The 12,992-nt window shown below is 70.6% G+C and carries 12 protein-coding genes; 6 read left to right on the top strand and 6 right to left on the bottom strand.

The window, feature by feature from the left end; genetic code table 11:
* Nucleotides 1–146 precede the first annotated feature (146 nt).
* From ACIRVH_RS28550 to ACIRVH_RS28530, 5 genes are all read left to right on the top strand, one after another.
* A complete protein-coding gene (locus ACIRVH_RS28550; RefSeq protein WP_403958727.1) occupies nt 147–1,166 on the top strand; it encodes a sugar ABC transporter substrate-binding protein in 1,020 nt (339 codons plus the stop codon).
* A complete protein-coding gene (locus ACIRVH_RS28545) occupies nt 1,166–2,242 on the top strand; it encodes an ABC transporter permease (RefSeq protein ID WP_403958725.1) in 1,077 nt (358 codons plus the stop codon). Before ACIRVH_RS28550 ends, ACIRVH_RS28545 begins: the two co-directional genes overlap by 1 nt.
* Before the next feature lie 5 nt (nt 2,243–2,247).
* Nucleotides 2,248–3,159: an ATP-binding cassette domain-containing protein gene (locus tag ACIRVH_RS28540; RefSeq protein ID WP_403958722.1), complete on the top strand. Its 912-nt coding sequence runs from the start codon at nt 2,248–2,250 to the stop codon at nt 3,157–3,159.
* Nucleotide 3,160: 1 nt separating this feature from the next.
* Entirely contained in the window at nt 3,161–4,069 is a 909-nt protein-coding gene (locus ACIRVH_RS28535) for a sugar phosphate isomerase/epimerase family protein (protein WP_403958719.1), read from the top strand.
* Between the two features lie 96 nt (nt 4,070–4,165).
* Entirely contained in the window at nt 4,166–4,357 is a 192-nt protein-coding gene (locus ACIRVH_RS28530) for a hypothetical protein (protein WP_403958716.1), read from the top strand.
* Nucleotides 4,358–4,436: 79 nt separating this feature from the next.
* Here the strand turns inward: ACIRVH_RS28530 and ACIRVH_RS28525 are convergent, their stop codons facing one another.
* The 5 genes from ACIRVH_RS28525 to ACIRVH_RS28505 form a co-directional block, all read right to left on the bottom strand.
* Nucleotides 4,437–6,548 (bottom strand): MMPL family transporter, encoded by a 2,112-nt coding sequence (locus ACIRVH_RS28525; RefSeq protein ID WP_403958713.1) that lies wholly within the window; start codon nt 6,546–6,548, stop codon nt 4,437–4,439.
* Between the two features lie 16 nt (nt 6,549–6,564).
* Nucleotides 6,565–7,470 (bottom strand): RNA polymerase sigma factor SigJ, encoded by a 906-nt coding sequence (sigJ, locus tag ACIRVH_RS28520; protein WP_403958711.1) that lies wholly within the window; start codon nt 7,468–7,470, stop codon nt 6,565–6,567.
* 160 nt (nt 7,471–7,630) lie between these two features.
* Nucleotides 7,631–8,635: a Gfo/Idh/MocA family oxidoreductase gene (locus tag ACIRVH_RS28515; RefSeq protein ID WP_403958708.1), complete on the bottom strand. Its 1,005-nt coding sequence runs from the start codon at nt 8,633–8,635 to the stop codon at nt 7,631–7,633.
* 42 nt (nt 8,636–8,677) lie between these two features.
* A complete protein-coding gene (locus ACIRVH_RS28510) occupies nt 8,678–9,454 on the bottom strand; it encodes an SDR family oxidoreductase (protein ID WP_403958705.1) in 777 nt (258 codons plus the stop codon).
* Between the two features lie 15 nt (nt 9,455–9,469).
* A complete protein-coding gene (locus ACIRVH_RS28505; RefSeq protein WP_403958703.1) occupies nt 9,470–10,633 on the bottom strand; it encodes a phytanoyl-CoA dioxygenase family protein in 1,164 nt (387 codons plus the stop codon).
* A gap of 109 nt (nt 10,634–10,742) precedes the next feature.
* On the opposite strand from ACIRVH_RS28505, the gene ACIRVH_RS28500 reads away from it, so the two are divergent.
* The gene (locus tag ACIRVH_RS28500) at nt 10,743–11,774 is read left to right on the top strand and encodes a LacI family DNA-binding transcriptional regulator (protein WP_403958700.1); all 1,032 of its coding nucleotides are present in this window, start codon (nt 10,743–10,745) and stop codon (nt 11,772–11,774) included.
* On the opposite strand, the gene ACIRVH_RS28495 is transcribed toward ACIRVH_RS28500, so the two are convergent.
* A complete protein-coding gene (locus tag ACIRVH_RS28495) occupies nt 11,755–12,915 on the bottom strand; it encodes a Gfo/Idh/MocA family protein (RefSeq protein WP_403958697.1) in 1,161 nt (386 codons plus the stop codon). The two genes, ACIRVH_RS28500 and ACIRVH_RS28495, sit on opposite strands and share 20 nt — an antisense overlap.
* Nucleotides 12,916–12,992 lie beyond the last annotated feature (77 nt).

The following is a 12,992-nucleotide window of genomic DNA, read 5'->3' as shown; positions in this document are numbered from 1 at the left end:
TTGCTGTCAATGGTTTGTACTTACATTCGGACCTGCTTGTGAAATGATGTCTTAACAAAGTATTGACAGCGGGCTCTGCAGGGGCTTGTATCCCGTCCCAACGCAACAGCGTCCCTTCCCCCTTAGCACAGTGAGGTGCAGGACAGATGGACCGCTCTTCTCACTCCCGCCCCCGCAGACTGGCCCCCGTCGTGGCGGTGGCCGCTGCGGCAGCCTTGACTCTCGCCGGCTGCTCCAGCAGCTCCGGCGGGAAGAAGGCCGAAGAGGGAGGGTCGGGTGCCTCAGCAGGCAAGGCCAACACCCCCCGGATGACCGTCGCGCTGGTCACCCACCAGTCGCCGGGCGACACTTTTTGGGACATCGTCCGCAAGGGCGCCGAGGCCGCCGCCGCGAAGGACAACATCAAGCTCATCTACTCCGCCGACCCGAACGCCGGCAATCAGGCCAACTTCGTGCAGAACGCGATCGACCAGAAGGTCGACGGCATAGCGATCACCCTGGCCAAGCCGGACGCCATGAAGGCCGTGGTCGGCAAGGCCGGCGCGGCGAAGATCCCCGTGGTCGGCCTGAACTCCGGTCTCAGCGACTGGAAGAAGCTCGGTCTGCTGCAGTTCTTCGGGCAGGACGAGACGGTGGCGGGCGAGGCGTTCGGCAAGAAGCTGAACGAGGTCGGCGCCAAGAAGGCCGTCTGTGTGATCCAGGAGCAGGGCAACGTCGGCCTCACCCAGCGCTGCGACGGGGTGAAGAAGACGTTCTCCGGCAAGACCGAGACGCTGTACGTGAACGGCACCGACATGCCGTCGGTGAAGTCCACGATCACGGCCAAGCTGAAGCAGGACAGCGCCATCGACTACGTGGTCACGCTGGGCGCCCCCTACGCGCTGACCGCGGTGCAGTCGGTGGGCGACGCCGGCAGCAAGGCCGAGGTCGCCACCTTCGACCTCAACAACCAGCTGACCAGTGCCATCCAGAAGGGCACCATCCAGTTCGCGGTGGACCAGCAGCCGTACCTGCAGGGCTACCTCGCGATCGACTCCCTGTGGCTGTACAAGAACAACGGCAACTACAGCGGCGGTGGCGAGCAGCCGGTGCTGACCGGGCCGGCCTTCGTCGACAAGTCCAACGTCGACCGGATCGCCCAGTTCGCCGCGAAGGGCACCCGGTGATGAGCATGACTCAGCAGGCTGAGCCGGCGGTCGGGAGACCGCCGGCGTCCGGCCCCGAACAGACCGACGGCCGTACCGTCCGGCGCCCGCTGGTGATCCGGCTGCTGGCCCGCCCCGAAGTGGGCGTCTTCCTGGGCGCCGTGGCCGTCCTGATCTTCTTCCTGATCGCCGCGCCCTCGCTCCGCCAGGGCAGCTCGATGGCCACGGTCCTCTATCAGTCCTCGACCATCGGCATCATGGCCCTCCCGGTCGCCCTGCTGATGATCGGCGGCGAGTTCGACCTGTCATCCGGTGTCGCAGTGATCAGCTCCGCGCTCGTGGCGAGCATGATCAGCTACCAGCTGACGATGAACGTCTGGGTGGGCGTGCTCGTCGCGCTGTTCGCCTCGCTCGCCGTCGGCGCCTTCAACGGCTGGATGGTGGTCAAGACCGGCCTGCCCAGCTTCCTGGTCACCCTCGGCACCTTCCTGATCCTGCAGGGCGCCAACCTGGCCGTGACCAAGCTGGTCACCGACAACGTCGCCACCGACGACATCAGCAACATGGACGGCTTCGACCAGGCGAAGAAGATCTTCGCGTCCTCCGTCGACATCGGCGGGGTCGAGGTGAAGATCACGGTCTTCTACTGGATCGTCTTCGCGGCCCTGGCCACCTGGGTGCTGCTGCGCACCAAGTACGGCAACTGGATCTTCGCCGTCGGCGGCAACAAGGAGAGCGCCCGTGCCGTCGGTGTCCCGGTGAACTTCACCAAGATCACCCTGTTCATGCTGGTCGGCCTCGGTGCCTGGTTCATCGGCATGCACAACCTCTTCTCGTTCAACACCGTGCAGTCCGGTGAGGGCGTCGGCCAGGAGCTCATCTACATCGCCGCGGCGGTCATCGGCGGCTGTCTGCTCACCGGCGGCTCCGGCTCCGCGATCGGCCCGGTCTTCGGCGCGTTCATGTTCGGCATGGTCAACCAGGGCATCGTCTTCGCGGGCTGGAACCCCGACTGGTTCAAGGCCTTCCTCGGCGTGATGCTGCTCGGCGCCGTCCTGATCAATCTGTGGGTCCAGCGCACGGCGACCCGGAGGTAAGACCGATGACAAGCAACGGAACCGGAACCCACGGCGCCGTCCTCCAGGACACCGCCCCCGCCAAGGACGGCCCCCTCGTCGAACTGCGCGGCGCGGGCAAGTCCTACGGCAACATCCGCGCCCTGCACGGCGTCGACCTCAAGGTCCACGCGAGCCGGGTGACCTGCGTGCTCGGCGACAACGGCGCCGGCAAGTCCACCCTCATCAAGATCATCTCCGGGCTGCACCAGCACACCGAGGGCGACTTCCTCGTCGACGGCCGGCCGGTGCGCTTCAACAGCCCGCGCGAGGCCCTCGACAAGGGCATCGCCACCGTCTACCAGGACCTCGCCACCGTCCCCCTCATGCCGGTGTGGCGGAACTTCTTCCTCGGCTCCGAGATGACGAAGGGCCCCTGGCCCGTCCGCCGGCTCGACATCGACACGATGAAGAAGACCGCCGACCGCGAACTGCGCAACATGGGCATCGTCCTGGACGACCTGGAGCAGCCCATCGGCACGCTCTCCGGCGGCCAGCGCCAGTGCGTGGCCATCGCCCGCGCCGTCTACTTCGGCGCCCGCGTCCTGATCCTGGACGAGCCGACCGCCGCCCTCGGCGTCAAGCAGTCCGGGGTGGTGCTGAAGTACATCGCCGCCGCCCGCGACCGCGGCCTCGGCGTCATCTTCATCACCCACAACCCGCACCACGCCTACATGGTCGGCGACCACTTCAGCGTGCTGCGCCTGGGCACCCTCGAACTCAGCGCCGACCGCAGCGAGGTCAGCCTGGAGGAGCTGACCAACCACATGGCCGGCGGCGCCGAACTCGCCGCGCTCAAGCACGAGCTGGCCCAGGTCCGCGGTGTCGACGTCGAGGAACTCCCCGAGGAGGAGGACCTCACCGCACCTGTGGCGACCCCCTCGGAAGGAACCACCTGACATGGCGAACCCGACTCCGCTCGACCGCATCCGGGTCGGCTCCGCCCCCGACTCCTGGGGCGTGTGGTTCCCGGACGACCCGCAGCAGGTCCCCTGGGAACGCTTCCTCGACGAGGTGTCCGAGGCCGGCTACGACTGGATCGAACTGGGTCCGTACGGCTACCTCCCCACCGACCCGGCCCGGCTCACGGACGAGTTGGGGCGGCGGAACCTGAAGGTGTCGGCCGGCACGGTCTTCACCGGCATGCACCGCGGCCCGTCCGTCTGGGAGGAGACCTGGACCCACGTGAGCCAGGTGGCCTCCCTCACCCAGGCCATGGGCGCGCGGCACCTGGTCGTCATCCCCTCCTTCTGGCGGGACGACAAGACCGCCGAGATCCTGGAGCCGCCGGAGCTGACGGCCGAGCAGTGGGCGCACCTGACCAAGGGCATGGAGCGGCTCGGTCACGAGGTGCAGGAGACGTACGGCCTCGAACTCGTCGTGCACCCGCACGCCGACACGCACATCGACACCGAGGGGCACGTCGAGCGGTTCCTCGACTCGACCGACAGCGAGCTGGTCAACCTCTGCCTGGACACGGGGCACTATGCCTACTGCGGCGGCGACAGCGTCAAGCTGATCGAGACCTACGGCGAGCGCATCGGCTACCTGCACCTCAAGCAGGTCGACCCGGAGATCCTCGCCGAGGTCGTGGCGAACGAGGTGCCGTTCGGACCCGCGGTGCAACGGGGCGTGATGTGCGAACCGCCCTCCGGGGTGCCCGCGCTGGGGCCGGTGCTGGAGGCGGCACAGCGGCTCGGCGTGGAACTGTTCGCGATCGTCGAGCAGGACATGTACCCGTGCGAGCCGGACAAACCGCTGCCGATCGCGGTGCGGACCCGCAGATTCCTGAGGTCGTGCGGGGCCTGAGCGGTTCGGCCTCGGGCCTGCCGGGAACGAACGGTGGCGTGCGGGCGTTCTGAGCGACAACGGGGGAACGCCCGCGAGTACGGGAGGACGGACGACATGGCTCACCGCACGGAACTCCACGAGACGTCCCGGCACGCCGCCGAGGCGGCCGACACCCCCGGCCGCTTCAGCCGGCTGCCCGAGCGGATACGACCGGAGGACACGGTGGAGACGAGGCCGGCGACCCTGCCGGACCCGGCGCGGGACACGTACAACGCGGACGAGTGGCTGATCCGGTACTGCGGTTGACGGAGACGCCGTACCAGCGCGGCGCGTCCTGTGGAACGGGCCTTCCGGCCGGAGCCGGAAGGCCCGTGGTGGTGCCTGGTCAGGTGCCCGCGAGCGCAGGTTCGGGGTCGGCGGTGCCCGACGGTGGCCGAGAGCCGTCGTGACGCCTGAACAGCCCGCTGGGCCACCACATCCAGCGGCCCACGTCCAGGGTCAGCGCGGTGACCAGCACCGAGCGGACGATCACGGTGTCCAGCAGCACGCCGAACGCCACCGCGAACCCGAGCTCGGCCGCGAACACCAGCGGCAGCGAGGCCATCGCCGCGAAGGTGCCGGCCAGCACCAGACCCGCTGACGTGATCACGCCCCCGGTGGCGGACAGACCCGTCAGCGCGCCACGCCGGGTGCCGTGCAGCAGCGCCTCCTCGCGCACCCGGGTGACCAGGAAGATGTTGTAGTCGATGCCCAGCGCGACCAGGAACACGAACGTCAGCAGCGGGAAGGAGGCGTCCGCCCCGGCGAAGTGGAACACGTGATCGAACATCAGACTGCTCACGCCGAGGGCCGCCGCGAACGACAGCACCACCGTCGCCATGAGCAGCAGGGGCGCGACGATCGCCCGCAGCAGCAGCGCGAGGATGAGGAACACCATCACCAGCACGATGGGAATGATCACCGCGGAGTCGCGGGCGGCCGCTTCCCGCGTGTCGAGGATGACCGCCGTGTTGCCACCGACCTGGGCGTCCGCACCCTCGATCCGGTGGACCGCGGTTCTGGCCCGCTCGACGGTGCGCAGCGCGGCCGTACTGCTGGGGTCGTCCTCGAGTTCGCCGAGCAGGATGGCCTCACCGGCCACCACCCTCGGTGCCGACACGTCGGCGACTCCCGGCACGCCGGACAGCGCGTCCCGCACCCGCTGCGCCGAGGCGGCCCTCGCCACGACGTAGACCGGGTCGCCCGACCCTGCCGGGAAGTGCCTGGACTGGATCTCCTCGCCGACGGCCGTCTGCGGCCGGCCGGTGAACTGGTCCGTGTTGGAGAGCCCGTCCGCCCTGAGCCCGAAAAGCCCCGTCGCCATGGCCCCGAGGACGAGCGCGGTACCGATCCACACGATCCGCGGCCGGCCCGAGACGGCGGTGCCGACCCGGGTCCAGATGCCCTCGCCGGTCGCACCGGCCGATCCGTACGAAGGACGCACCGGCCAGAAGACCCAGCGGCCGCAGACGACCAGCAGGGCCGGCAGCAGGGTGACCATGGCGAGCAGCCCGACGAGGACGCCGACGGCGCAGGCAGGACCGAGCCCCTTGGTGGAGTTGAGGGTGGCCAGCATCAGCAGCGTCAGGCTGACCGCGACGGCCGCGGCGCTGGCGACGATCGCGGGACCGGAGCGGTGCAGGGCCTCCGCCATCGCCTCGTGCCGGTCCTCGTGCCGCCGCAACTCCTCCCGGTACCGCGAGACGAGCAGCAGCGCGTAGTCGGTGGCGGCGCCGAACACCAGCACCGTCAGGATGAAGCCGGTCTGCTTGTTGACGGTGAGTCCGGCGTTCTTCGCCAGCAGGTAGATCACCGCCTCCGACGCGACCAGGGCGGCGCCCACGGTCAGCAGCGGCAGCACGGGCAGCACCGGGCTGCGATAGGTGAGCAGCAGGATCACGACCACCACCGCCGCGGTGATCGTCGTCAGACCACCGCCCTTGCTGAACGCCTTGATCGAGTCCGATGCGTAGCCCGCAGGTCCGGTGACATAGAACCCGAGACCGTCCGCGTTCGCCTCGCCGACCCCGCTCATCGCGTCGACGACCTTGCCGATTCCCTCCCAGCCCGTCCTGTCCTTGCGTACCTGGACCACGGTCTGGATGGCCTTGCCGTCCTGCGCCCGCACCGGGCCCTGCGGCTGCCCCACGACGTTCCTGATGCCCTGGAAGGCCTCCGCGTCGGCTCGTGCCTTGGCCATGTCGGCAGGGGTGACGCCCCCGGGCCGGTCGTAGACCACGATCGCGGGCAGGGTGTCGGCGAGCCGGAACTGCTCGGCCCGGTCGACGATCCTGGTCGATTCCGCGTTGCCGGGCAGCCAGGCCGAGTTGTCGTTCTCCTCGACGTCACCGAGCTTGCCGGCCAGCAGGAGGGCCGGGACCAGCAGCAGTGTCCAGAGGGCCAGGACGACCCATTTCGCCACCCTGCCACTGGGCAGGGACGCCAGTGTGCGCACCATGTGGATTCCTCGGCGTTCAGTCGACGTGAGCGAGCTTGTCGGGATTGGCGACGACATAGATCCCGCACACCTGGTCGCCGTCCGGAGTGAGGTCGAGGACGAGGACGGCGTAGAGGTGCTCACCGGCGAACAGCAGTGCCGCCGGGGCGCCGTTGACGCTGCGGTAGGCGATGTCGAGGCCCTTGCCGGAGTGGGGGGCGGCAGCGGCGAGCAGTCGGGCGACCTTGTCCCGGCCGTGCAGCGGTCGCTGGCCCGCCGGTGCCCGGCCCTTGCCTCCGGCGTCGCCCCACAGGGTCACCTCCGGCGCCAGGATCCGCAGGAGGGCGTCCAGGTCACCGCCGAGGGCGGCGGCCAGGAACCGTTCGGTCACCTGCTGGCGCACCCGCGGGTCGGGCTCGTAGCGGGGGCGTCGCGCGTGGACGTGCTCCCGGGCGCGATGGGCGAGTTGGCGGATCGCCGAGGGGCTGCGGCCGAGGATGTCCGCGATCTCGGTGTGGGCGTAGCCGAACACCTCGTGCAGGACGAACACCCCGCGCTCCAGCGGAGTGAGGGTTTCCAGGACCACGAGCAGCGCCATCGACACCGACTCGGTACGCATCGCCGTATCAGCGGCGTCGTCCGGGGCGGGAGTGCCGGCGAGGGGGCCGATGACCGGTTCGGGCAGCCACGGCCCGACGTACGTCTCGCGGCGGCGGCTCACGGTGGCCTGGTGGGCGAGGGCCCGGTTCACGGCGATCCGCACCAGGTAGGCGCGCGGGTTGTCGATCGGCTCCGCGTTCGGTGCCTGCTTCCTGGCCGTCCACGACAGCCAGGTCTCCTGCAGCACGTCCTCGGTGTCGGCGACGCTGCCGAGCATGTTGTAGACGATGGAGAACAGCAGCTCACGGTGGTCGTGGAACACCTGAGTCGCGGTGTCGGACATCGCGGGGCCTCTCGTCGCGGATGCTTTCCGAACTGAGAGCGCCCCGGGCACCCGGAGTGTGACATTCACTCACGGGATGTGATCCAGATCTCACAAGTCCGTGCCCGGGGGGGCCTCGGGCACGGACGGGCCGGCGTCTGCGGCCGACGGAGGGCTGCCGTCAGGCCCCCCGCACCTCCGCGATCGTCACCGGCCGGTGCTCGTGCAGGGACAGGGTGCAGGCATCGGCGATCCAGCCCGCCTCCAGGGCGTCCTCGATGGTGCAGGGGGAGGGGCGGGTGCCGGCCACGACCTCGGTGAACGCGGTGAGTTCGGCGCGGTAGGCCTCGGTGAAGCGGTCCATGAAGAAGTCGTGCGGGGTGCCCGCCGGGAAGGTCACACCGGGTTCGACCGAGCGGAGCGGGAGCTTGTCGTCCAGGCCGACCGCGATCGAGTCGGCAAAGCCGTGGAGTTCCATGCGGACGTCGTAACCGCGGGCGTTGTGGCGGGAGTTGGAGACCACCGCGATCGTGCCGTCGTCCAGGGTGAGGACGGCGCCGGTGGTGTCGGCGTCGCCCGCCTCCTCGATGTAGTCGGCGCCCCGGTTGCCGCCCACCGCGTACACCTCGGTGACCTCGCGGCCGGTCACCCAGCGGATGATGTCGAAGTCGTGGACGGAGCAGTCGCGGAAGATGCCCCCCGAGGCGGCGATGTAGGCGGCGGGCGGCGGCGCCGGGTCCAGGGTCGTCGAGCGGACCGTGTGCAGCTTGCCCAGCTCGCCTGCCTGCACCGCGGCCCGTGCGGCGACGAAGCCCGTGTCGAAGCGGCGGTTGTAGCCGATCTGGATCGGCACGTCGCTGCCCTGCACGGCCTTGAGGACCTCGACGCCCTCCGCCATGGTGCGGGCGACCGGCTTCTCGCAGAAGACGGGCACGCCCGCCTCGACGCCGGCCCGGATCAGCGCCGGGTGGGCGTCGGTCGCGGCCGCCACCACGATGCCGTCCACGCCGGCGGCGAGCAGCGCCTCGGGCGAGTCGGCGACCTCGGCCCCGAACCGCTCGGCCGCGGCCTTGGCCGCGTCCGCGAACGGGTCGGTGACGACGAGGGACTCGACGGCGTCGAGCCCGGAGAGGGTCTCGGCGTGGAATGCGCCGATGCGGCCAAGGCCGAGGATTCCAATGCGCATGAGGGTGCAGCTCCTAAGGTGCGAGGGTGCTGAAGGAGAGAGCTAGTCGAGGCCGCCGAGCACGTTCTGGTCCCAGTCGATCACCGAACCCGTGACCACCCCGGACCGGTCGGACAGCAGCAGGACCACGAAGTCGGCGATCTCGTCCGGTCGGCCGAGCTTGCCCATCGGCAGCCGGGCGGCGGCCTGCTCCTGCCAGTCGTCGCCCGCGTCGTGGAAGGTGCGCTGGGTGGCGTCCTCGCCCTCCGTCGCGGTCCAGCCGATGTTCAGGCCGTTGATCCGGATCCGGTCCCAGCGATGGGCGTGCGCGGCGTTGCGGGTCAGGCCCACCAGACCGGCCTTGGCGGCGACGTACGGCGCGAGGAACGGCTGCCCGCCGTGCGCCGACGAGGTGATGATGTTGACGATCGTGCCGGGTGCCTTGCGCGCCACCATGTCGGCCACCGCCGCCTGCATCGCGAAGAACGGCCCCTTGAGGTTGATGGCGATGTGGGCGTCGAACAGCTCGGGTGTCGTGTCGAGCAGGGTGCCGCGTGAGGTCAGCCCCGCCGAGTTGACCAGGCAGTCGATCCGGCCGTAGGCGTCGACCACCTCGGCCACCGAGGCCTTGGCCTGGTCGGCGTCCGACAGGTCGGCCTGGACGTACATCGCCCTGCCGCCGGCCGCGGACAGTTCGGCCACCAGGGCCTCGCCCGGTTCGGGGCGGCGCCCGGTCATGGCCACCGTGGCGCCCTCACGCACGGCGGCCCGCGCGATCGCGGCGCCGACGCCCTGGCTGCCGCCGTTGACGAGGACGACCTTGTCGTCGAGAAGTCCCATGAGTTCCTTGCTCTTTCAGCTCTCGCGCCGCTCGGTGCCGGCCCGCAGTTCGTCCCGCAGTGCCCGGGGACTCCATTCCTCGCGCACCGCCCGCCGTACCACGTCCGCCTGCGAGGGCGGGCCCAGACCGCCGACCGGCGGATCGTGGTCGAGGTTGGTCGGGAACGGATAGCCCTCGGCGCTCGCCGCGATCACGTGGTCGAGCCACTCCTGACCCGCGCCCTCCGCCTTGCGCCTCAGCAGCACCGGGAAGACCGCGTTCGCCACGGCCTCCCGGTCCACGGTCTCCATCGCCCGCCCGAACGCCGAGGACACCTGGAGCAGGTTGGCCATGCGCCGGATGTCCGCCGAACGGTTCGTGCCGGCGGCGTGGAAGAGCGCCGGGTTGAAGAAGGCCGCGTCGCCCTTGGCGAGGGGAAGCTGGACGTGGTGTGCGTCGAAGTACGCCTGGAACTCCGGGAGGCGCCAGGCCAGGTACCCGGGCTCGTACCGCTGCGAGTACGGCAGGTACAGCGTCGGCCCCGACTCGACCGGCATGTCGCAGTGCGCGACCGCGCCCTGCAGCGTGAGCACGGGGGAGAGGCGGTGGACGTGCGCGGGGAAGGCGGCGGCGGCCTCGCCGGTCAGGAAGCCGAGGTGGTAGTCCCGGTGCACGGTCTGGGCGGCGCCGCTCGGGTTGACCACGTTGATCTGCGAAGTGACCTGGTAACCGGGGCCGAGCCAGGCCTCCGAGACCAGGGCCACGATGTCGTTGGCGTAGTAGTCGGCGAACGCCTCCGGGTCGTACAGCGCAGCCTTCTCCAGGGCGTTCCACACCCGGTCGTTGGTGCCCGGCTCGGCGAAGTGGTCCCCGGCGCCCGCGCCGGAGGCGCGCTGCTCGGCGATCAGCGCGTCGAACACCGCCGTCGCCCGGTCGACGACCGCCGGGTCGGGGAAGGCGCCGGCGAAGACCACGATGCCGGGTCCGTCGGTGAGTGCCCGGACCAGCTCGGCCTGCACCTCCCGGCGGTCCCCGGCGCGGAGCCGCTCGCTGTCGTAGACGAGGACGTCGCCCGCCACCGACGAGGAGTACGGGTACTCCGCGGGATCGGTGGTCCGCGCGAGCAGGACGCGGAAGGAGTCGAGGTCGCAGTCCTGCTCGGACAGCCAGGCACGGCCCTGTGCGTCGGTGAGGGACATCGTCGTCCTTCTTTCGTTCCCGGGGCGACGTCGTGCTGTCATTCTTGTCAGTACAAACCCCTCGAACAACCGGCAGCGATCCATCAAAAACCCTTCAAGGAGCCGAACCGTGGGCCACCCCTTCCCGATCCGCGAGATCGCCCGTCAGGCCGGCCTCAGCGAGGCCACCGTGGACCGCGTGCTCAACGACCGGGGAGGAGTGCGGGCCAGCACCGCGCAGGAGGTGCACCGGGCCATCGCCGACCTGGACCGGCAGCGCACCCAGGTCCGGCTCGTCGGCCGCACCTTCATGGTCGACATCGTGATCCAGGCGCCCGATCGGTTCACCACGGCCGTGCGGGCGGCCCTGGAGGCCGAACTGCCCTCCCTGCACCCGGCCGTGCTGCGCTCGCGCTTCCACTTCCGGGAGACCGCCCCGGTGGGGGAGCTGGTCAGGATCCTGGACCGGATCGCCCGGCGCGGCTCCCAGGGCGTGATCCTCAAGGCCCCGGACGTCCCCGAGGTCACGGCGGCCGTCGGCCGGCTCACCGCGGCCGGCATACCGGTCGTCACCCTGGCGACCGACCTGCCCGCGAGCGGCCGGCTCGCCTACGTGGGCATCGACAACCGCGCGGCCGGTGCCACCGCCGCCTACCTCATGGGCCAGTGGCTCGGCGACCGCCCCGGCAACGTCCTCACCAGTCTGAGCAGCGGCTTCTTCCGCAACGAGGAGGAGCGCGAGATGGGCTTCCGCAGCGCCATGCGGGCCCGGCACCCCGACCGCGTGCTCGTGGAGCTGACCGAGGGTCAGGGCCTGGACGCCACGCAGTACGACCTGGTCCGGGCCGCCCTGGAGCGCGACCCGGACATCCGGGCCGTCTACTCGATCGGCGGCGGAAACATCGCGACGCTGCGGGCCTTCGAGGATCTGGGCCGCGAGTGCGCCGTGTTCGTCGCGCACGACCTCGACCACGACAACACCCGGCTGCTGCGCGAGCACCATCTGTCCGCCGTGCTCCACCACGACCTGCGCCAGGACATGCGCGAGGCCTGCCATCTCGTCATGCGCGCCCACGGGGCCCTGCCCCCGGCGGGCCCCACCCTGCCGTCCGCGATCCAGGTGGTCACGCCCTACAACCTGCCTACGACGCAGGCAGGTTGACCCACGCCCCGGTCTCGGCCGACACCGCCATCGCGTCGAGCACGGCCGCGCTGTGCACCGCGTCGGCCAGGGTGGCGCCGTACGGCCGGCCCTCGGCGATCGAGCGCAGGAAGCGGTACGCCTCGATCACCTTCAGGTCGTCGTAGCCCATCGCGTTGGCCGCGCCCGGCTGGAACGCCGCGAACTCGCCGTCGCCCGGGCCGACGTACACCGTGCTCACCGGCTGGTCCTGGTACGTCGTACCGCGGCTGACGGCCAGCTCGTTCATCCGGCGGAAGTCCCAGAACACCGCGCCCCGGGTGCCGTGCACCTCGAAGCCGTAGTTGTTCTGCTCGCCGACCGAGACCCGGCAGGCCTCCAGGACGCCGCGGGCGCCGGAGGCGAAGCGCAGCAGGCAGCTGACGTAGTCCTCGTTCTCGACCGGGCCCGGCTCGCCGCCGGAGGCGAGCGCGTGACCGGCGGTGGCGCCCGTGGGGCGGGCCCGCTCCGGGAGGAAGATCGCCGTGTCGGCGGTCAGGGAGGCGATGTCGCCGAGCAGGAAGCGGGCCAGGTCGGCGCCGTGCGAGGCCAGGTCGCCGAGCACCCCGCTGCCGCCGCGCTCGCGCTCGTACCGCCAGGTCAGAGCGCCGTCCGGATGGGCCGCGTAGTCACTGAAAAGACGGATGCGGACATGGGTGACCGTGCCGATCCCGCCGGAGGCGATCAGGTCGCGGGCGGCCTCCACGGCGGGCGCATTGCGGTAGTTGAAGCCGACCGTGCCCTGGACCCCGGCCGCGGCGACCGCGTCGGCCACCGCGCGAGCGTCCTCCCCGGTCAGACCCACCGGCTTCTCGATCCACAGATGCTTGCCCGCCTCGGCCATCGCCACGCCGATCTCCCGGTGCAGGAAGTTGGGCGCGGTGACGCTGACGGCCCGGACCCGCGGATCGGCGGCCACCTCACGCCAGTCGCGGGTGGCGGAGGCGAACCCGAACCGCTCGGCGGCCTCCTCGGCCCGGCCCGGCACCTCCTCGGCCACTACCACCAGCTCGGGCCGGAGGGCGAGCTGCGGATAGTGGTGCCGGACGCGGGCGTAGGCCTGGGTGTGCACCCGTCCCATCCAGCCGAACCCGACGACGGCGACACCGAGAGCATCCACCATGACAGCCCCTCTTTGGACCGGTCCACATCCTGTCCGGGCCACCTTTGTACGGACATGGCGCGTGCGTCAACCCTTTG

It is taken from the genome of Streptomyces sp. NPDC101165 (assembly GCF_044768135.1).
In the GTDB taxonomy this organism is placed as follows: Bacteria; Actinomycetota; Actinomycetes; order Streptomycetales; family Streptomycetaceae; genus Streptomyces.
Note: the sequence above shows the minus strand (reverse complement) of the source record. Positions and strands in the feature narration are given on the sequence as shown.

Bases quoted from the DNA above. Each gene is read 5' to 3' on its own strand.
- sigJ (WP_403958711.1), bottom strand. From the start codon at position 7,470: ATGTCCGACACCGCGACTCAGGTGTTCCACGACCACCGTGAGCTGCTG.
- ACIRVH_RS28510 (WP_403958705.1), bottom strand. From the start codon at position 9,454: ATGGGACTTCTCGACGACAAGGTCGTCCTCGTCAACGGCGGCAGCCAG.
- ACIRVH_RS28495 (WP_403958697.1), bottom strand. From the start codon at position 12,915: ATGGTGGATGCTCTCGGTGTCGCCGTCGTCGGGTTCGGCTGGATGGGA.
- ACIRVH_RS28545 (WP_403958725.1), top strand. From the start codon at position 1,166: ATGAGCATGACTCAGCAGGCTGAGCCGGCGGTCGGGAGACCGCCGGCG.
- ACIRVH_RS28540 (WP_403958722.1), top strand. From the start codon at position 2,248: ATGACAAGCAACGGAACCGGAACCCACGGCGCCGTCCTCCAGGACACC.
- ACIRVH_RS28525 (WP_403958713.1), bottom strand. From the start codon at position 6,548: ATGGTGCGCACACTGGCGTCCCTGCCCAGTGGCAGGGTGGCGAAATGG.
- ACIRVH_RS28535 (WP_403958719.1), top strand. From the start codon at position 3,161: ATGGCGAACCCGACTCCGCTCGACCGCATCCGGGTCGGCTCCGCCCCC.
- ACIRVH_RS28550 (WP_403958727.1), top strand. From the start codon at position 147: ATGGACCGCTCTTCTCACTCCCGCCCCCGCAGACTGGCCCCCGTCGTG.
- ACIRVH_RS28505 (WP_403958703.1), bottom strand. From the start codon at position 10,633: ATGTCCCTCACCGACGCACAGGGCCGTGCCTGGCTGTCCGAGCAGGAC.
- ACIRVH_RS28530 (WP_403958716.1), top strand. From the start codon at position 4,166: ATGGCTCACCGCACGGAACTCCACGAGACGTCCCGGCACGCCGCCGAG.
- ACIRVH_RS28515 (WP_403958708.1), bottom strand. From the start codon at position 8,635: ATGCGCATTGGAATCCTCGGCCTTGGCCGCATCGGCGCATTCCACGCC.